Below are 18,168 nucleotides of genomic sequence, written 5' to 3' on the forward strand. Positions count from 1 at the left end.
CCTCAGGGCACCAGCACCACTTTGCCGACGTTTTCGCGCGCGGCCAGGATGCGGTGCGCTTCCGGGGCTTCGGCGAACGGCACCGCCGCGTGAACGAGTGGTGCCGCGGTGCCGTTGGACAGCGCTTCGGACAGCGGGGCGATCCAGGGTTCGAGCGTGCCGCGGTCGTCCCAGAGCCGCAGCATGTTCAGCCCGATGACGGTCTTGGACTCCTCCATCTGCCTGAGCAGACTGAAGCCGCGCAGCATCGCCAGCGCCTGCGGTGCGGCTCGCCGCAGTGACCGCTTCTCGCCCTGCTGCAGCGACGACAGGCCGTAGGCCACCAGTCGTCCGCCGGGACGCAGTAGTCCGAACGACCGCCGCACCGACGTGCCGCCGAGCGCGTCGAGTACGAGGTCGTAAGGCTGCAGGCCGTCCCACCAGCCGTCGCGGCGGTAGTCGATGGCGCGGTCGACGCCCAATGCCTTGAGCTGATCGTGCTTGCCGGGCGACGCGGTGCCGTGCACGATCGCCCCGGCGGCCTTGGCCAGCTGGATCACCGCGATGCCGACCCCACCGGCCGCCGCATGCACCAGCACCCGTTCGCCGGCGCGCAACGACCCGTAGCCGTGCAATGCCGCCCAGGCCGTCGCGTAGTTCACCGGTATTGCGGCGCCCTGCTCGAAGCTCATCGACGGCGGCAGCGTCACGGTGTCAGTGGCGTTGGCGTTGACGATCTCGGCGTAGCCGCCGAACCGGGTACCGGCCAGGACCCGCTCGCCGACACGGGCCGGATCGACCCCGTCGCCGACGGCCTCGATGGTCCCGGCCACCTCGTACCCGACCACGCTGGGCAGCTTCGGCGCTTCGGGATACAGCCCGACGCGGGCGAGGTGGTCGGCGAAATTCACCCCCGCCGCACGCACCCCGATCCGCACTTGGCCGCTCGAAGGCGGCGGAGGGTCGGGGCGATCCTGCACCTGGAGCACTGAGGGAGGCCCGTGTTTGGTGATGACGACGACGCGCATGGGTGTGAGCCTATTGCCGTTCGGTCCATAATCGTTGACATGGACGTTCTCGTTGAGCTGAATCGGTTGGTGGCGCTGTCGGGCGGTGGTGTCGGCGCGTTGGTCCGCGAGGTGTGCGGGCGGACGCTGGGCCTGCCGTCACTGCCGGCCGAGGTGGCGTCCGCCGGGGCCGATGCCGATCCGGCGGTGACCGAGTTCGCCGAACAGTTCAGCGTCGACGTCACGACGATCACCGGCGACCAGCGCAGCCGCCTGCGGGACGCACTGGGGGACAGCGCCTTTGAAGCCGTCATCCAGATGTACATAGCGGACTTCGTGCCGCGGGTGCGTGCCGGGCTGGATGCGGTGGGTGTCCCGGTGCCGTGGTCGGACACGATCGCCTGGGACCACTCGGGTCACCCGGCCGACGCGCTGTTCAACGGGTTCATGCCCGCCGTCGCCCGGCTGCGGTCATTGGACGCGGTGACCTCCGAGGTAGTGCGGTTGCGTGGTGCGGCGCAGCACAACTGCCGGCTGTGCAAGTCGCTGCGGGAGACGACCGCCCTGGACTCCGGCGGCTCGGAGTCGCTGTATGACGACATTGAGCGATTCGAGGATTCCGGGCTGCTCAGCGAGGCGCAGAAGGCGGCGCTGCGCTACGTCGACGCCCTGATCTGGACGCCGGCGCGCATCGACGCCGACGTCGCCGCCGGGGTGCGCCGCCACTTCACCGACGACCAAGTCGTCGAACTGACCCTGGATGTGATGCGCAACGCCGGCAACAAGATCGCGGTGGCACTGGACGCCGACGCGCCGCGGGTGACCGAAGGCACCGAACAGTATCTGCTCGACGCCAACGGCCAGACCGTGTACGGCTGAGCTCAGTCGGCGTGGCGGGCCAAAAAACTCATAACGGCGTCGGCGAAGATGTCGTTGCGGTCCCCGGCGACCATGTGGCCGGCGCCGGCAACGTCGACGAACTCCACCTGCGGGAACCGGGCCAGGAACACCTCGGCGCTCTCGGCGCTGACCAGATCGCTGAGCTGGCCGCGCACCAACAGCATCGGCACGCCGCCGTCGAGGATGTTCTGCACCGCGGCGCTGAGCCGGTCGACGTCATGGATCTCCAGCGGTGCCTGCTCGGCGGCGGCGCTGACGAACTTCGGATCCCAGTGCCAATACCAGCGGTCACCGCGGCGGCGCAGGTTCGCGGTGAGCCCGTCCAGGTCGGCGGGGCGGGGCCGGTGCGGGTTGTAGGCGGCGATCGCGTCGGCGACCTCGTCGAGGGAGTCGAAGCCCGACTCCATCCGCTCGGCCATGAACGCCTGCACCCGTTCGGCGCCGCCGGCGTCCATGTTCGGCACGATGTCGACCAACACCACCGCGCTGGCCGCACCGGGAGCCAGTTCGCCGCCCAGCAGCATCGCGGTCAACCCGCCCAGTGAGGCGCCGACCAACACCGGGTCCGGCGGCAGCGTGCGCAGCACCGCGTGGACGTCGGTGGCGAAGCTGACCAACCGGTAGTCACCCTCGGTGGCCCAATCCGATTCACCGTGCCCGCGCAGATCGACGGTGACGGCCTGCCAGCCGCGCTCTGCCACCGCCGCGGCAGACCGGCCCCAGGAGCGTCGGGTCTGGCCGCCGCCGTGCAGGAACACCACCGCGCGTGCGTCGGGGTCACCGTGACGGTCGGCGATGATCCGCACATCGCCGGGTACGTGGGTGACGAATGTTTCCGCGGTCATCTTGGGATAGTAAGCCGACCTCGATAATGGCCGATCAATTGCCCGGCAAAACCCATGGTGACCTGCGGGTTGATGGGGCTACGATGGTGTATTCGTAGCTTGGGAGGGCACCATGGCCCGCTTTCTCGCACTCGCTTACGCGGTGCTCAACTATCTGGTGTTTCTCGTCGTCTTCCTCTACGCGGTCGGCTTCGTCGGCGACTTCGTGGTGCCGCGCAGCGTGGACCACGGACTGCAGGCGCGCGTCGGTGAAGCGATCGTGGTCGACGTGGCGCTGCTGGGCCTGTTCGCCGTGCAGCACAGCGTCATGGCACGCCCGGCGTTCAAACGATGGTGGACGCGCATGGTGCCGGAGGGTATCGAACGCAGCACCTATGTCCTGGCATCGAATCTAGTTCTGGCCCTGATGTTTTGGCAATGGCGGCCGATCCCGACGATCATCTGGGATGTGACGACGCCGGTTGGGCGGACAGCGCTGTGGGTGCTGTTCTGGGTCGGCTGGGTGATCGCCCTGACGTCCACGTTCATGGTCAGCCACTTCGACCTGTTCGGGCTGCGCCAGGTGTACGCCGCGTGGCAGGCGCAGCCGTACCAGCCTGTCGGGTTTCGCGCGTCGGCGCTCTACCGGGTGGTTCGGCACCCGCTGATGCTGGGCTTCGTGATCGCGTTCTGGGCGACGCCCACCATGACCGCCGGCCACCTGCTGTTCGCGGCGGCAACCACCGGTTACATCTTGATCGCGGTGCAACTCGAGGAGCGCGATCTGATCGCAGCACTCGGGGACCAATACCAGCAGTACCGAGCCAACGTGCCGATGCTCGTGCCCGGCAGAATCAGGCGAAGGGCTGCTGGGCCAATCGCCCCCACGCCAGAAACGCAAACACCGCGATGAACACGATGTCGCCGGCCATGTAGCCCCACTCGCCGCGGCGGAATCTCGTCGTGGCCGCCCCGGCCATGAACAGCATCAGGCCGCAGGCTGCGATCGGCACCAGCAGTGGTGCCACCCCGACAGCAGCCGGGAGGATCAGACCGATCGCACCGGTCAGCTTGAGCGTGCCGATGGCCTTGAGATGCCCGTTGCCGAAGTCGTCGACCCAGTGCTGGTTGGCGCCCAATGCCCGGTACTTCTCCCTCGGCAGCAATAGCAGGGCGGTGCCACCGGCGACAAAACCGGCGGCGACGACGCCGGCGATGATCCACAGGGTGGTGTTCATGGCGCACTCCTTCGTGTTCGTGGTTACCTCGGTCGGGTGGGGTCCGTCATTACCTATGACGGACCGACACCACGAGAGGTAACCGATGACGACCGAGTCGCAACTGGCGGAAGCTTTCGAGCAGCAGCGTCATCGCCTGCTGGCGTTGGCGCATCGGGTGCTGGGCTCGCGGTCAGATGCCGAAGATGCGGTTCAGGAGGCGTGGCTGCGGCTGTCGCGCCAGGACGCCGAGGCGATCGAGAACCTGCCGGGATGGCTGACCACCGTGATCAGCCGCATCTGCATCGACACCCTGCGTTCGCGCGCCGCGCGGCCCGAGGTCTCGATCGAACAGGACCTGCCCGAACTCGTCGTGACCGATGACCGCGACATCCCGGAAGATGCCGCGGTGCTGTCGGATTCGATCGGACTGGCGCTGCTGGTTGTGCTGGGTTCGCTGCGCCCCGACGAACGCCTGGCATTCGTGTTGCACGACATGTTCGCGGTGCCTTTCGCCGAGATCGGGCCGATCGTCGGCAAGTCGGCCGATGCCGCCAAGATGCTGGCCAGCCGGGCCCGCCGCAAAGTTCAGGACGTGCCCAGGCCGGCGGGAAATCGGCGCGAGCAGCGCGAGGTCGTCGACGCCTTCCTGTCGGCCGCCCAGCTGGGCGACTTCGACGCCCTGCTGCGGGTGCTCGATCCCGATGTCACCTGGCGCCAGCACACGTCCCGCGGCGTGACCGTCACGACCGGATCCGGCGAGGTCATAGCTGCGGTCCGCCGGGGTCAGGGGGCTCGCTTCACCGCCCGTCGCGTGCTGGTCAACGGCGACCCCGGAATTCTCGGCTGGGGCCCCTCCGGCCGGCCGCTGAGCCTGATGGCGTGCACGGTGCGCAACGGCCGCCTGGTGGGTATCGTCTCGATCGCCGACCCGGTCCGGTTGGCCAGGCTTGATCTGCCTGAGCCTCCTGAGCCACACCACGGAGTCGCTGGTGATGTGACCGGGCGCTAATGTCATGGTCGTGCGGAGGCCTTGTGCCGATGCCGACCGACGATCTGGCGGATGATGTCTGCCGCCAGTCGGTGCCGGGGGCGGTAGCTCAGTTGGTTAGAGCCGCGGACTCATAATCCGTTGGTCGCGGGTTCGAGCCCCGCCCGCCCCACCCAGGTCGTGTGAGTTGAGGGTGACCGAATGCCCAGCTGTGCATCACGCTGCGCTGAGCGCGTTGAGCAGCGCGTCCCACAGCTCGGTTGTGGTGAGTGTCGGAATGTCGTTGATACTGGTCATTCCGTCGACCACCGTTGTGGCCGAGTCTATTTCGTTCGCCGTCAACCCGAGGTAGGCCTCATGGAGTCCCAGTCCGAGCATCAGGTCCTGCCAACTTAGGCCCAAGGAGCCGGGTTCCGCGTAGGCGTCGCCGTGAATGTTGTATATGTCGGTCGGGTACAGGTCGTCGGGGACGACGGTGGGGTTGGCGCCGAGCATCACGAAACGTAAAGCGTCGCTGGGGACGCCGGCGTCATGGAGTTGCTGTTCGGCGAGGGAGGCGACGAGGCTGCTCTGGGAGTAGGTGAAAATGGTCAGCGGGTCGCTGCACACGCCGGAGGCGTCGCAGTCCATGTCGCCGGCGGCGTAGTCGGCGACGACCGCGTTGACGAGAATGGTTTCGCCTTGCGCGACGCTCTGGCCGAAGTCGTTGGTTTCGGGGGTGGTCAGGGCCAGCGTCGACGCGGCGGTGCCGTCATACCCGTTCGGGTCGAGGTACAGGTTGACCGCATCACTGATGTAGGCGGCATTCGGCGTCGGGATGCCGGTCGGCCCCAGGATCAACGCGTTGGTTGAGCCGTAGAGGAAGTCGTAGCTGTCGTCGACATTGGCATCGGCGTTGGCTGCAGCGGCCAACGACAGCGCGGCGCCGCACAGCGCGGCGCCGAGGATTACCTGCTTCATTAAGTCCCCCCAGTCGTAAAAATCACAGATGCCGTCACTGATCGGCTCAGCACTCGGTTACGCCGATCGACATCTCCACCCGCGGGAGATGTCGATCGTGCGCTGGTTGTCGACGGCAGAATTATTGCAGTCGGCGTCAATTTTGTCTTCCCGGAATCGACACAGCTACCGAGCGAAATTGACGACGTCCCAACCTGTCGATGTGCTAGCCAATCGGGCCCCGAACTATGTGGTTCGGACCGCGAGACCGTGACCGGGTGGCCACCTTCCGATGACGACGAAGTCGCCGCCGCGGCTGCTCGGTTCGATGCGGCAACTGTGCATCACACGGCAAACCACGAACTGAACAGCGCGCTCCACAGTTCGGGGAAGCTGAGTTCTGGAATCTCGTTGAACGTGGTCAGTCCATCGGTAACCGAGGTGGCCGAGTCGATTTGGTCTGCCGTCAACCCGAGGTAGGCATTGTGGACTGCCAACCCGAACAGCACGTCTTGCCAACTTGTGTTCCCGAACAGCAGGTCTATCCAACTCGTGGTCAAGGAGTGCGTCGCATAGATGTCGCCTTCGATGTTGAACACTTCGGTGGGATAGAGGTCGGTGGGAACGGCCTCGGGAGTGGCGCCGAGCATCACGAAACGTAGTGCGTCGGTGGGGACGCCGGCCGCCACGAGGTCGTCTTGGGCGTGGGCGGCCACCAGGCTGCTTTGGGAATAGGTGAAAATGGTCAGCGGGTCGCTGCAGACGCCGGCGGCGTCGCAGCCCATCTCCCCGGCCTGGAAGTCAGCGAGAACCGCGTCGATGAGGATCTTTTCGCCACCCGGGACACTCTCAAGGAAGTCATAGGAGTTGGGGAGAGTCAGCGCCTCCGACGACGCGAGGGTGCCCTGGTACCCCAGCGGATCGAGGTACAGGTCGATCCCGTGGCTGATGTAGTTGGCAGTCGGCGTCGAGATGCCGGTCGGACCCAGGACCAACGCGTCGGTTGAGCCGTAGAGGAAATCGTAGTTGTCGTTGGCCGCGTTGGCCGCAGCGGACAACGCCAGCGCGGCCCCACACAGTGCGGCGCCGAGGATCACTTGCTTCATGAAGTCCCCCTTAGGTTCGTCTGATCTCCGACGCGGTAGATGTTAATCGCGCGCTGTGGCACCTTGCCAACAGCTGAATTATTTCAGCTGACGTCAATTTCGTCTGCAGAATCGAAAGAAATCGGGCGAGCGAAATCGCGAAGTGAAGTCTCCCGCTGTGCGCAGTCAATGGCTGCGGAACATAAGCAAAAACAAATGGACGGAACTCCATGCAAAAGGACTCGGAAAGTTCGATATTCCCAACCATGCCATTGACAACTGGCACAGTGTGTGATGTTCTCCATGTTGTGACGGAACCTGATCGGCCAGAACCCCCTGCGGTACCTGCCCGCGCCTCGTTGCGTGCGGTGCTGTCGGCTGCCGCCACCCGCTGGACGCTGGGCTGGCTCACCTGCATGATTCCGATGAACCGACCGGGCGTGTGGTTCGGCCGCGCTTTGATCGCCACGGTCATGGCGACGTTCGGGTCGATGCCTGGCGGCACCCGGATCATTGCGGTGAGCGGTCCGGGAGTGCGCGGTGAATGGGTGCTGGGGCCCGGCGTCGAGTTCGGCAAACGGGCAGGCTATTACGTGCACGGAAGCGCCTACGTGATCTGCTCGGCCCGGACCCATCGCAAGCTGGTCGCCAGGTTTTCCGAGGCCACCGGACTGCCGATGTTCGTGGTCGACTACCGGTTGGCTCCCGAGCACCTCTTCCCGGCCGCGGCCGACGATGTCGAAGCCGGCTACCGATGGCTCATAGCCCAGGGGTACGCGGCATCCGACATCGTGATCGGCGCCGACTCTGCAGGCGGGCACCTGACCTGTGACCTGTTGCTCGCCCATGCCGATGACCCGAATTTCCGGCCGGCCGGAGTGGTGCTGTTCTCGCCATTGATCGATCTCAGCCTGGATCTAGCCGAACAGCAGGAAGCGGTGCGCCGTGACCCGGCGACCTCGGCTCGCGCGGCGCGGCGAATGGTGGGCCTCTATATCTGCGGGCATGACCAAGCCGACCCGCGCCTTCGCCTCGACTTCGGCAAAGCGGATCGGTTTCCGCCGGTGCTCATTCAGGTCGGTGATTACGAGATGCTCAGCGCCGACGCGCGCTACCTCGACGCCGAGCTGGGCCGGGCCGGCGCAACCAGCACCCTGGAGATCTGGCCGGGGATGGTGCACGTCTTCCAGGCCCTGCCGCGGCTGGCCCCGGAGGCGAAGCACGCACTGCGCCGTGCGGCGGCATTCGTCGCCCAGGTGTACGTCGACCAGCGCTCCGGCGAACTCAAGGAGAGCTGCTGATGTTCGGCCTCGACACGGTGCTGTCCCTGTTTCGGCATGAGCGGCGGACGGCTAACGCCAAGGCGGTGGTCACCGGCGCCGGCAGCGGCATCGGACGTTCCTTCGCTCTGGAACTGGCCCGCCGCGGTGGCGACGTCCTCTGCGCGGACATCGACGAAGCACGCGCGGTTGAGACGGTGGCCCTGATCGGGCAGCTGGCCACTGGCGCCGGGCATGCGGCGCGCTGCGATGTGTCGGACCGCGGCGCTGTCGAGCTGCTGGCCGAGCACGCCCAGGACGTCTTTGGCGGTGCCCCGACCTTGCTGATCAACAATGCCGGCGTGGGGATCGGAGGCAAGCCCGTCGGCGACATCGGCTTCGAGGACTGGGACTGGGCGCTCGGGATCAACATGTGGGGCGTGGTCTACGGCTGCGAGGTCTTCACCCCGATCCTGCGCGACGCCGGGCGCGGCGGAATCATCAACGTGGCATCGGCAGCCGGATTCGCCGCCGCACCGTCGATGGCGGCATACAACGTCTCGAAGGCCGGCGTCATGTCCCTGTCGGAGACCCTGGCCGCCGAGCTGCACGGCACCGGCGTCGCGGTCACGGTGCTCTGCCCGACCTTTGTGAAGACCAACGTCTTTCAAGACGGCCGGATCACCAGTGGCTCGCGGAATCTCAGCCAGCAGCTGGCCCGCTGGATCGGACTGTCCGCCGACGATGTCGCGGTGCGGACCTTGGACGCACACGATTGCGGCCGGCTGTACATGGTTCCGCAGCTCGACGCCAAGGTCATCTGGCACCTGAAGCGACATTTCCCCGGACTGTATGTCCGCGGCACCGGATTGCTGAGCCGCGTACTTCCCTGAAACTGAACCGCGGCCGACCCTCTCACGAAAGGAAGTAGCCGATCATGGCAATGGATCTGGACGGCATGTTGCAGAAGATCAAGGACAAGCAGTGGGCTTTGGTCGACATCGACTGGGATGCCCCGGGCGCCGAGCTGATCAAGCCGGAGCTGTGGGCGAAGCTCAAGCCGTTCATGACCGACCTGATGTGGATCGAGAATGTCGGTGCCCGCGGTTTCGCCGCGTTGGCCAAGAAGGCCCCGACCCCGACCCTGAAGAGCATCTACGAGCACTTCCACGCCGAGGAGCAGAAGCACGCTAACGCCGAGCTCGCGCTCATGCGCCGCTGGGGCATGCTCGAGGACGACGAAATTCCGCCTCCGAGCGTCAACGTCCAACTGGTGATCACCTGGCTCGACAAGTTTTCCGATGGCATGTCACTGTCGATTCTGGGCACCGTCATACCCATGCTGGAGGTCGCCCTCGACGGCGCACTGATCAAGTTCATCACCGACGAGGTCAAAGACCCGGTGGCCCAAGAAGTCTTCAAGCGGATCAACTCCGACGAGTCGCGTCACCTGGCGGTCGACTTCGAGGTGATGGACATTCTGGGCCACGCCAACATACGCAAGTTGGCTGTCGAACTCGTTGGCAGCTGGATGAACCCTGCGCTGCTGATCGGCACCTTGAGCTACTTCCCGCTGCTGAACAAGATGCGGGACAACATCGTGGCAATGGGCGTCAATGAGGAACGTCTCTACCAGGCCATGCGCCGGTTCCAAACTGTCGGTGAACGCAGCGCTTTCGCCCGCCGGGTGCCGATGTACCGGTTCATCTCCTGGCACAGCAAGAAGGTGATCGACCGCAGCTCCAAGTACCACTGGCTGGCCGACTCCTTGGTCACGATCACCAGCGTCATCCCCAAATCCCTGGTGGAGTACACCCCGTCCTGGTCCGAGGAACTGACCTACGAGCCGGTCGCCTGAAGGAGTACGACATGACGATCTCAGTGGCCATCATCGGCGCGGGCTTCGCCGGCATCGGTGCCGCTATGCGCCTCAAAGACCAGGGAATCACCGATTTCGCGATTTTCGAACGTGATTCACGCGTCGGCGGAACCTGGCGCGACAACACCTATCCCGGTGCGCAATGTGATATCCCGTCGAGGCTCTACTCGTACAGTTTTGCGCCCAACCCGGACTGGTCGCAGACCTATTCCGGCAGCGCGGAGATACTCGGGTACATCGACGGGATGGTCGAATCCGCCGGGATCGCAACGCACATCCGGTTCGGTCATAACGTGGCCGCTGTCTGCTACGACGCCGAAGCGGGCGAGTGGATCATCGATTTCGACGATCAGGAGTCGATGCGGGCCCGGACAGTTATCGTGGCCTCCGGGCCGCTGGCCAATGCCAGCCTCCCGGACATCCCGGGAATCGACAGCTATGAGGGTCGCAAGATCCACAGTGCCCGTTGGGATCACGACTATGACTTCGAGGGCAAGAAGGTGGCGGTCATCGGCACCGGGGCCAGCGGAGTGCAGATCATTCCGGAATTGGTCAAGGTTGCGAAGTCGGTCAAGGTATTCCAGCGCACGCCGGGCTGGGTGTTGCCTAAGGTCAACACCTCCACCAGCGGTCGGCTCAAACGGATCTACAAGAACGTGCCGGCGGCCGAGAAACTGATCCGGGCCGCCTGGTACTGGGGCCATGAGTCGGTTGCCCTCGGCGTGGTGTGGGAGAGTCCGTTCACCCGGCTGGTCGAAGCGGTCAGTGCCGTCAACCTGCGTTTGCAGGTCAAGGATCCATGGATGCGCCGGCAGTTGACTCCGGACTTCTCCGCCGGTTGCAAACGGCTGCTGATGACCAGCGACTACTATCCGGCGCTGCAATCGGAAAACTGTGCTCTGGTTACCTGGCCGATTGCCCGGTTGTCACCCAAGGGAATTCGGACAGTCGAGGGTATCGAGCATCAGTTCGACGCCATCGTGTTCGCCACCGGCTTCGACGTGCCCAAGGCCGGCACCCCCTACCCGATCACTGGGCGGGAAGGCCGGGCATTGGCCTCCGAATGGAGCGGTGGCGCCTATGCCTACCGCAGCGTGGCGGTATCGGGTTATCCCAACCTGTTCTTCACCTTCGGGCCGAATTCGGGGCCCGGCCACAGTTCGGCGCTGGTCTACATGGAGGCGCAGATCGACTACATCGTCGAGGCGATCTCCAAACTATTGCAGTTCGACTGGAAGGCGCTCGACGTACGGCCAGAGGTGCAGGCTCGCTACAACCAGGACATCCAGCGACGCCTGCAATCCACCACCTGGAACTCCGGATGTCAGAGTTGGTATCTGACGGAGGACGGCTTCAACGCCACCATGTATCCCGGGTTTGCCAGCCAATACGTCAACCAGCTCAAGACTCTGGACCTGCACGACTTCACGATCACCGCGGCGAAGGCGAGCGGCGAACCGGTCTTGACCGCATAGGATGTGCTGGTGGCCGAGTACCGGATCGACGACCTCGCACGGGAAGCGGGAACGACCACCCGCAACGTGCGCGTCTACCAGGAGAACGGTCTGTTGCCGCGGCCCCAGCGGCGGGGTCGGGTCGCGATCTACACCGACCGGCACCTCAAGCAGCTGCAGGCGATCATCCGATTGCTCGGCGAGGGCTTCACGGTCAAGCACATCCTGAAGTTCCTGACCGGGCTTCAGCGCGGCGAGAATCTGGTGGAGGTGCTGGATCTGGCCGATCTGGGCGAGCTGGTGACCGCGCCGTGGTCGAACCCGGTGTCGCAGAACATGACCCGTGAGCAACTGGAGACGCGACTGGGAGGCCTGGACGCTCCGATGCTGCGTCGGCTCACGGACAGCGGAGTGATCGAGCCGACCGGTACCGACAACAGCTACCGGGTGATTGATCTGCGTCTCGTCAATGATTTGGCCACGTTGATCTCGCGCGGCATGCCATTGCCGGTGTTGTTGGAGGCCGTGCGCGCGGTCGACACGAAGCTGGACGAAGCGGCCGGAGTCCTGGCCCGCAGCGGGTATTCGGAAGTGGTGCGCCAGCGAGGGACCGGATGGTTACCCACCACCGACGACGAACTCGCCTGGGCCGCCGACTTGGTGGACGCCATGCGCCGGGTGGCAAGGCGGACGGCGCACGCGAGTCTGGACCGTGCGTTCGATGCAGCGGTGCGTGCCGAGCTGCGGCAGTACCAGCAGGAGAGTAAAGAGCAGGACTCTCGATCGACAACCTGATCGAATGATTGACAACGGCGACGGCGCGGGTATCCGATGGCTTGTTACAGCACCAGGAGGTCTGCAAACACATGCCTGACATCACCGAACTGCATCGCGCGCTGCTGGCCCGCATCCTTGACCACAAGGCCTCAACACCGCCCGAACTACGGCGCGCCGCCTTCGACAACACCGGGCTCGACGAACCGATGCGCACCTTGATCGACAAGGTCGCCCTGCGTTCTTACCGGGTGACCGACGAGGACGTCGCCGCCGCCCGTGCCGCGAGCCTGAGTGAAGACCAGATCTTCGAGATCGTGGTGTGCGCCGCGGTCGGCCAGGCGACCCGCCAATACACCGGCGCGCTGGAGGCGCTGGCCGCTGCCGGCGACGGGGGCCTGCCATGAGGCTCGCGATTCTCGATCACGGGCACCGGCTGCGCACCAAGGCCCTGCTGCGGATGATCCGACTGGTGTCACGCCAGCCGGTCGTCGACGCCGTCAAGCTGGCGTTCTACCGCCCCGAGTTCTACGGCGGCGGTCCGCTGACCAACGAGGCGATGCGCGGGCCATCGGCGTGGTCCATCGGGGAGCGAGAACTGATGGCCGCTTACATCTCCAAGGCCAACGACTGCCCGTTCTGCGTCGCGGCGCACACGGCCACTTCCAACCTCTGCTACGACGACGACACGGCTGCGGCCACCCTCGCCGATCTGGAGACCGCGCCGATCGCAGAGCCGCTGCGGGCAATGCTTCGCCTGCTCGGCAAGCTCACGCGCGAGCACAGCATCGATGCCGATGACGTGCGCGCGGTTGTCGCGGCCGGCGTCACTCCCGACCAGATCAAGGATGCCTTGGCGGTTAGCCTGGTCTTCAACATCACCGACCGGTTGGCCAACGCGTTCGACTTCGAGGTCGCCGGTCCCGCCGCGATGGCGGCCGGTGCACGCCATCTGGTCAAGCGGGGCTATGGCTAACTAGACTCCTGTGTTCATGGCCATCCGGCGCGCGGTGCTCGTCATCGCCGACATCGGCGGATACACCGCCTACATGAACTGGAACCGTTCCCACCTGGTGCACGCCCAGATGGCGGTGGCCACGCTGCTGGAATCGGTCATCGATGCCGCCAAAGGCATGAAGCTGGCGAAGCTGGAGGGCGACGCAGCCTTCTTCTGGGCACCCAACGGTGATGCCCAGATCCTGGTCAGCGAGCGCCTGGCGCGAATGCACCAAGCCTTCCTCGATCGGCGCGGCCGTATCGAGAATTCACGCCTGTGCAGTTGCGCCAGCTGCAGACAACTGATGAACCTCTCGCTGAAGTTCGTCGCTCACCAGGGCGAGGTGGCCGAGCAGAAGGTCAAGCGCCACACCGAACTCGCCGGCGTCGACGTCATCCTGGTGCACCGGATGCTGAAGAACCAGGTTCCGGTGCCGGAATATGTGTTGATGACCGACGCCGTCGCGGAGTGTCTTGACGAGCCGGCCCGTGCAGTGTGCACGCCGCTGGTACACGACTTCGAGGGGCTGGGCCAAACGTCGACGTACTACATGGACCTCGCGAACTCGGCGGTGCAACCGCCTGCCGAGGCCATGGGCTGGGGCGGCAGGCTGAAGTTCCGGTGGAATTCGTTGCCGTTCATGGTCGGTGCGAAGGAACCCTGCGCCGGGTTTCGCAGCCTGGACCGCGGCGCCCCCGAACTGTCGGCGGGCTGATCGCCGAGATTGGTGATTGTGAGGCAGCCCGAAGGGGTAGTCGCCTTAGGTCGACGTCCGGATTGGGGTCTGGACACTACTCACAAGGAGGATTCGATGAGGATCTTCGTCCTTCGCGCAACGTTCGCCATGGCGGTGGCATTGGCGCCCATGGCGTACCTGACCGCGGTGTCACCTGGCGTGAGCTCTGCTCAACCACCTGACTGCGGTCCGGGTAACTGGTGGAATCCGGGAGCCAATGCGTGCCAGCCGACGGCGCCGCCTGATTGCGGTGCGGGCAACTGGTGGAATCCAGGGGCCAACGCATGCCAGCCGGTAGCACCGGGACCGGCGCAGCCGCCACGGTAACGGCGCAGGTCAGCCGGGCCGGGACTCTTCGAGGTAGGCCGCCAGCGCATTGGTCAGACCTCGGCGGGCTTCCTCGAGGTCGGCGTAGGAGCCCAGTTGGCGCTCGGAGACCAGCCCGCGCATCGCGCCCGGGATGAGGGCGGCCACCTCGCGCACTCGCTGCGGGTCGACGGCGAGGTCGGCGAACGCGCTGTGGCAGGTCGCAAGCCAGCTCTTGCCCCAGGAGAACAACTCCGCGGCGGTGCGCGGGTACAGCCGCTCCAACTCACTGTGATCGCGGGGGAGTGCGGCGCGCAGGCTCTCGATTGCCCGGGAATCCTGCGACGCCAGGCCGCGATAGAGCGTGTCGATGATCGCGGCTACCCGATCCCTCAGCGGCGCATCGGCTTTCGATCCGGCGAACGCCGATATCGTTGCATCCCGGCGCTCGGCGGTTCGGTGCAGCACCGCCGCCCAGAATCCGTCGACGTCGCCGAATTGATACTGCACCGCACCCCAGGTTGCGCCGCTCTCCTTGGCGATCCGGCTCGCCGACACCGCGTCCGGGTCGCCGGTGGCCAGCGAGCGCACCGCAGCGTCGAGCATCGCCTCGCGGGTCGCCTGCCCCCGCTTGTTGCTGCGCCGCGGCGCCGGTTGCGTCATCCCAGGAATCCTAGCAACGTTTCCATAGTGCCCACTATGATTCTGGTGCGGGGCGAACTATGCTGCGAAAATCAGCCCGGCCGAGACCATGGAGAGGACACGCACGCATGGCAAAACCGCCGCTGTCGATGAAGCCGACCGGCTGGTTCCAGGTCGCCTGGTCCGACGAGATCGGCGTCGGCGACGTGCACACCATGAAGTACTTCGGTCAGGAGATGGTCGCCTGGCGCGCCGAATCCGGGCAACTCACCGTGATGAACGCCTACTGCGAGCACCTCGGCGCGCATCTGGGCTACGGCGGAACCGTGCTCGGCGAGGTGCTGCAGTGCCCGTTCCACGGCTGGCAGTGGAATTCGCAGGGCCGCAACGTCTGTATTCCCTACCAGGACAAGCCCAACCGCGGCCGGCGTATCGGCACCCACCCGGTCGTCGAACGAAACGAGTCGGTCTACATCTGGCACGACGTAGGTGGCCGCGAGCCGTTCTTCGACCCGCCGGATGTGTTCGCCAGCTTCGACGATCGCAGCGCCGCCGACTATTACCCGCAGCAGCGGCTGTACCGGCAAGCCCTTGAAATGCATCCGCAGTACGTCCTGGAGAACGGGGTGGACTTCGCCCACTTCAAGTACGTGCACCGGACCCCGATCGTGCCGGTCTTCACCCGGCACGACTTCGCCGAACCGGTGTCCTACGTCGACTTCACCATCACGTTCGAAGGCGATGACGGGCAGAAGATCGAGGACATCAACAGTGGTGTGGAGGCCATCAACGGCGGCTTGGGCATCGCTGTGACCAAGAGCTGGGGGATGATCGACAACCGGACCATCTCGGCGATCACGCCCGTCGACGAATCCACCTCCGATGTCCGGTTCATGGTCTACATCGGCCGGACGCCGGACGCCGACCCGGCTCGCGCCGAGGTCAGGGCGACCGAATTCGGGCGGGAGGTGATCCGCCAGTTCGAACAGGACATCCACATCTGGTCGCACCAGCGCTATTCGGATCCTCCGGCGCTGGCGACGGCCGAGTACGAGGGTTTCACCGCAATCCGCAGGTGGGCCAAGCAGTTCTATCCCGACGGCATCGGCGGCAGCGCCGCTGAGGTCGCTGAAGCCACCGCCCAGAAAGGCGCAACCGCATGAACGCACCCGCCGCACCGATCCGCGTGTTCCAGGTCGCCACCGGCAATGTCGGCACCGAGATGATCAAGCGGCTCGCCTCTCGACCTGACCTCGAACTCATTGGCGTGCACTGCTATTCGCCGGACAAGATCGGCAGGGACACCGGTGAGATGGTCGGCTTGGCGCCCAACGGGGTGATCGCGACCGGCAGCGTCGAGGAGATCATCGCCGCCAAGCCGGACGTGTTGACGTTCCACGGCGTGTTCCCCGACGAGGACCTCTATGTCCAGGCTCTGGAGGCGGGTATCAACATCGTCACCACCGCCGACTGGATCACCGGTTGGCACCGCGATCACAATCACCCGCACCCATCGGGAAAGCCGGTGACACAGCTGCTTTCCGAAGCGTGCCAGAAGGGCGGCGCCACCTTCTACGGCACCGGGATGAACCCGGGACTCAACCAGATTCTGGGCGTGGTGGCCGCAGCCGACGTCGCCGAGATCGAGAACGTCACCACCATCGAATCAGTCGACGTGTCGTGCCACCACTCCAAGGAGACCTGGATCGAGGTCGGCTACGGCCAGCCTGCCGATGATCCGGAGATCCCGGCCAAGCTGGAAAAGTTCACCCGGGTCTTCGCCGACAGCGTCCTGATGATGGCCGACTGCTTCGGGCTGACTCTCGACGAGGTCACCTTCAGCTACGAACTGGGCGTGTGCACCAAGGACGTCGATCTGGGCTGGTACACCCTGCCCAAAGGATCGTTGGGCGGCAACTACATCAAATACCAGGGGATGGTCGCGGGTGTGCCGCGCGTCGAGACACATCTGGAATGGCAGATGACCCCGCACACCACGCCGAACTGGAACATCAAGGGCTGCTACATCACCCGGGTCACCGGCGACCCGTGCGTCTACAACAAGCACATGATCTTGCCGAAACCCGGCGTGGATCTGTCCAACCCGGACAACTTCGCCTCGATCGGCATGACGGTGACCGGCCTGCCCGCCCTCAACGCGATCAGGTCGGTGGTGGCCGCCCCACCGGGCCTGTTGACCAGTGCCGACCTGCCGCTGCGCGGATTCGCCGGGCGGTTCAAGCTTTGATCGACTCGGGCCCCGCGCAGCGTTAGGGGCTGGCTGCCGGAGTTCCCGCCGAACCGCTCGACGACGACGCCGACGAATCGGGAGCCTCGGCGGGAAGCGGTGTGCCGGAACTGCCTTCGGGCAGCGGGGTTCCGGAGCTGCCGGCGGGCGGCGCTGCCGGCCCAGGACTGGCGGGGCGTGACGACGGACCTCGAGCCGGCGCGGGTGCCTGATGGCTACTGCCGCCATTGGCGGCCGGAGCCTGCGATCCCGACCCGCCGGCCGGAGCCTGCGGCTGTGGTGCGGACGGCCGGGCCTGCGGCTGCGGTGCCGGGGCCACCCACCGGATCAGGTCGGCGCCGCCGGCCTGATAGACCATGCTGTTCGGGGCGTCACCAGTGACGTCGAAGTAGACTTTGCCGCTGGTCTTCTGGCCCTGAGTGAGGCCAGTCGGCACGAGGCCCTGAGGAGTGGGCACGGTGAACAGGGACTGATAATTCTCGCCGCTGGCCGAACGGGCACTGAGGTTGGCGATGATCGGGAAAACGGTGCCCTGGATCGCTTCGTCGGTGGCGGTGGCCTCCCACAGGGTGCCGCGCGGCTGGTAGGGGATGGCATCGGAGCTGGGCCGCAGGTCGTTCACCGTCCAGCCGTGCACTCCGGGACCCTCGGGCAGCGTGCCCTGGGTGCCGATCGGTTGGGTGGCCGGCGCCGGGGCAGGATCGTCCGCGGCGGCGATTCCGGCGCTGAACGCGGCTGCGGCGGCCAGGGCTCCGGCGGCCAGGGCGGTCGAGATGGACTTCATGTGGTCTGACTCCTCGGTTCGGCTGCAGCCCGGTGATTGGTACCCAAGTACTGGATCCTAACGGGCCATCGGCCGTGCTGCCGCGAAACGAGTCCGGCCCGAACCCCGCAGGAGCGGAGTCCGGGCCGGACGAACGATCTACGACGC

At 65.7% G+C, this 18,168-nt stretch carries 20 protein-coding genes and 1 tRNA gene; 14 read left to right on the forward strand and 7 right to left on the reverse strand.

The genetic code is table 11. From position 1 onward, the window contains the following. Window positions 1–2: 2 nt before the first annotated feature. Complete coding sequence (locus ACZYY4_RS04260) at window positions 3–1,007, reverse strand: synaptic vesicle VAT-1 family membrane protein (RefSeq protein ID WP_463808205.1); 1,005 nt, start codon at window positions 1,005–1,007, stop codon at window positions 3–5. 39 nt (window positions 1,008–1,046) lie between these two features. On the opposite strand from ACZYY4_RS04260, the gene ACZYY4_RS04265 reads away from it, so the two are divergent. Then, the gene (locus ACZYY4_RS04265) at window positions 1,047–1,865 is read left to right on the forward strand and encodes a carboxymuconolactone decarboxylase family protein (RefSeq protein ID WP_463808206.1); all 819 of its coding nucleotides are present in this window, start codon (window positions 1,047–1,049) and stop codon (window positions 1,863–1,865) included. A gap of 2 nt (window positions 1,866–1,867) precedes the next feature. On the opposite strand, the gene ACZYY4_RS04270 is transcribed toward ACZYY4_RS04265, so the two are convergent. After that, window positions 1,868–2,731: an alpha/beta fold hydrolase gene (locus ACZYY4_RS04270; RefSeq protein WP_463808207.1), complete on the reverse strand. Its 864-nt coding sequence runs from the start codon at window positions 2,729–2,731 to the stop codon at window positions 1,868–1,870. A gap of 112 nt (window positions 2,732–2,843) precedes the next feature. Between ACZYY4_RS04270 and mddA the strand changes: the two genes are divergently transcribed. Then, window positions 2,844–3,623 carry a methanethiol S-methyltransferase gene (gene mddA / locus ACZYY4_RS04275; RefSeq protein ID WP_463808208.1) on the forward strand — a complete coding sequence of 260 codons (780 nt, stop codon included), beginning with the start codon at window positions 2,844–2,846 and terminating at the stop codon, window positions 3,621–3,623. On the opposite strand, the gene ACZYY4_RS04280 is transcribed toward mddA, so the two are convergent. Continuing rightward, the gene (locus ACZYY4_RS04280) at window positions 3,565–3,948 is read right to left on the reverse strand and encodes a DoxX family protein (protein ID WP_463808209.1); all 384 of its coding nucleotides are present in this window, start codon (window positions 3,946–3,948) and stop codon (window positions 3,565–3,567) included. The two genes, mddA and ACZYY4_RS04280, sit on opposite strands and share 59 nt — an antisense overlap. Window positions 3,949–4,033: 85 nt before the next feature. On the opposite strand from ACZYY4_RS04280, the gene ACZYY4_RS04285 reads away from it, so the two are divergent. Further along, a complete protein-coding gene (locus ACZYY4_RS04285; RefSeq protein WP_463808210.1) occupies window positions 4,034–4,939 on the forward strand; it encodes a sigma-70 family RNA polymerase sigma factor in 906 nt (301 codons plus the stop codon). 77 nt (window positions 4,940–5,016) lie between these two features. After that, a tRNA-Ile gene (locus tag ACZYY4_RS04290) sits at window positions 5,017–5,090 on the forward strand. 44 nt (window positions 5,091–5,134) lie between these two features. Here the strand turns inward: ACZYY4_RS04290 and ACZYY4_RS04295 are convergent. Further along, the gene (locus ACZYY4_RS04295) at window positions 5,135–5,878 is read right to left on the reverse strand and encodes a PE-PPE domain-containing protein (protein WP_463808211.1); all 744 of its coding nucleotides are present in this window, start codon (window positions 5,876–5,878) and stop codon (window positions 5,135–5,137) included. Window positions 5,879–6,201: 323 nt separating this feature from the next. Next, window positions 6,202–6,963 carry a PE-PPE domain-containing protein gene (locus tag ACZYY4_RS04300; RefSeq protein WP_463808212.1) on the reverse strand — a complete coding sequence of 254 codons (762 nt, stop codon included), beginning with the start codon at window positions 6,961–6,963 and terminating at the stop codon, window positions 6,202–6,204. A 287-nt stretch (window positions 6,964–7,250) separates the two neighbouring features. On the opposite strand from ACZYY4_RS04300, the gene ACZYY4_RS04305 reads away from it, so the two are divergent. From ACZYY4_RS04305 to ACZYY4_RS04340, 8 genes are all read left to right on the forward strand, one after another. After that, window positions 7,251–8,243 (forward strand): alpha/beta hydrolase, encoded by a 993-nt coding sequence (locus tag ACZYY4_RS04305; protein ID WP_463808213.1) that lies wholly within the window; start codon window positions 7,251–7,253, stop codon window positions 8,241–8,243. After that, window positions 8,243–9,094, forward strand: a complete 852-nt coding sequence (locus tag ACZYY4_RS04310; RefSeq protein ID WP_463808214.1) for an SDR family NAD(P)-dependent oxidoreductase — start codon at window positions 8,243–8,245, stop codon at window positions 9,092–9,094. The genes ACZYY4_RS04305 and ACZYY4_RS04310 overlap by 1 nt, the downstream gene beginning before the upstream one ends. Before the next feature lie 44 nt (window positions 9,095–9,138). Further along, complete coding sequence (locus tag ACZYY4_RS04315; protein ID WP_463808215.1) at window positions 9,139–10,059, forward strand: ferritin-like domain-containing protein; 921 nt, start codon at window positions 9,139–9,141, stop codon at window positions 10,057–10,059. 11 nt (window positions 10,060–10,070) lie between these two features. After that, window positions 10,071–11,555, forward strand: a complete 1,485-nt coding sequence (locus ACZYY4_RS04320; protein ID WP_463808216.1) for a flavin-containing monooxygenase — start codon at window positions 10,071–10,073, stop codon at window positions 11,553–11,555. Between the two features lie 9 nt (window positions 11,556–11,564). Beyond that, window positions 11,565–12,329: a MerR family transcriptional regulator gene (locus ACZYY4_RS04325; protein ID WP_463808217.1), complete on the forward strand. Its 765-nt coding sequence runs from the start codon at window positions 11,565–11,567 to the stop codon at window positions 12,327–12,329. Between the two features lie 71 nt (window positions 12,330–12,400). Next, entirely contained in the window at window positions 12,401–12,715 is a 315-nt protein-coding gene (locus tag ACZYY4_RS04330) for a carboxymuconolactone decarboxylase family protein (RefSeq protein WP_463808218.1), read from the forward strand. Further along, window positions 12,712–13,284 (forward strand): carboxymuconolactone decarboxylase family protein, encoded by a 573-nt coding sequence (locus tag ACZYY4_RS04335; protein ID WP_463808219.1) that lies wholly within the window; start codon window positions 12,712–12,714, stop codon window positions 13,282–13,284. Before ACZYY4_RS04330 ends, ACZYY4_RS04335 begins: the two co-directional genes overlap by 4 nt. Before the next feature lie 16 nt (window positions 13,285–13,300). After that, a complete protein-coding gene (locus tag ACZYY4_RS04340; protein WP_463808220.1) occupies window positions 13,301–14,020 on the forward strand; it encodes a DUF2652 domain-containing protein in 720 nt (239 codons plus the stop codon). 357 nt (window positions 14,021–14,377) lie between these two features. Here the strand turns inward: ACZYY4_RS04340 and ACZYY4_RS04345 are convergent, their stop codons facing one another. Then, window positions 14,378–15,010, reverse strand: coding sequence for a TetR/AcrR family transcriptional regulator (locus tag ACZYY4_RS04345; RefSeq protein ID WP_463808221.1), 633 nt, complete (start codon window positions 15,008–15,010; stop codon window positions 14,378–14,380). Window positions 15,011–15,117: 107 nt separating this feature from the next. On the opposite strand from ACZYY4_RS04345, the gene ACZYY4_RS04350 reads away from it, so the two are divergent. Both ACZYY4_RS04350 and ACZYY4_RS04355 read left to right on the forward strand, forming a co-directional pair. After that, entirely contained in the window at window positions 15,118–16,152 is a 1,035-nt protein-coding gene (locus tag ACZYY4_RS04350; RefSeq protein WP_463808222.1) for a Rieske 2Fe-2S domain-containing protein, read from the forward strand. After that, window positions 16,149–17,237 carry an NAD(P)H-dependent amine dehydrogenase family protein gene (locus tag ACZYY4_RS04355; protein ID WP_463808223.1) on the forward strand — a complete coding sequence of 363 codons (1,089 nt, stop codon included), beginning with the start codon at window positions 16,149–16,151 and terminating at the stop codon, window positions 17,235–17,237. The genes ACZYY4_RS04350 and ACZYY4_RS04355 overlap by 4 nt, the downstream gene beginning before the upstream one ends. A gap of 22 nt (window positions 17,238–17,259) precedes the next feature. Here the strand turns inward: ACZYY4_RS04355 and ACZYY4_RS04360 are convergent, their stop codons facing one another. Beyond that, on the reverse strand, window positions 17,260–18,021 hold the full coding sequence (locus ACZYY4_RS04360; protein WP_463808224.1) for an MPT63 family protein: 762 nt from the start codon (window positions 18,019–18,021) through the stop codon (window positions 17,260–17,262). Between the last annotated feature and the right edge of the window lie 147 nt (window positions 18,022–18,168).

Source organism: Mycobacterium sp. IDUB_21 (genome assembly GCF_055419425.1).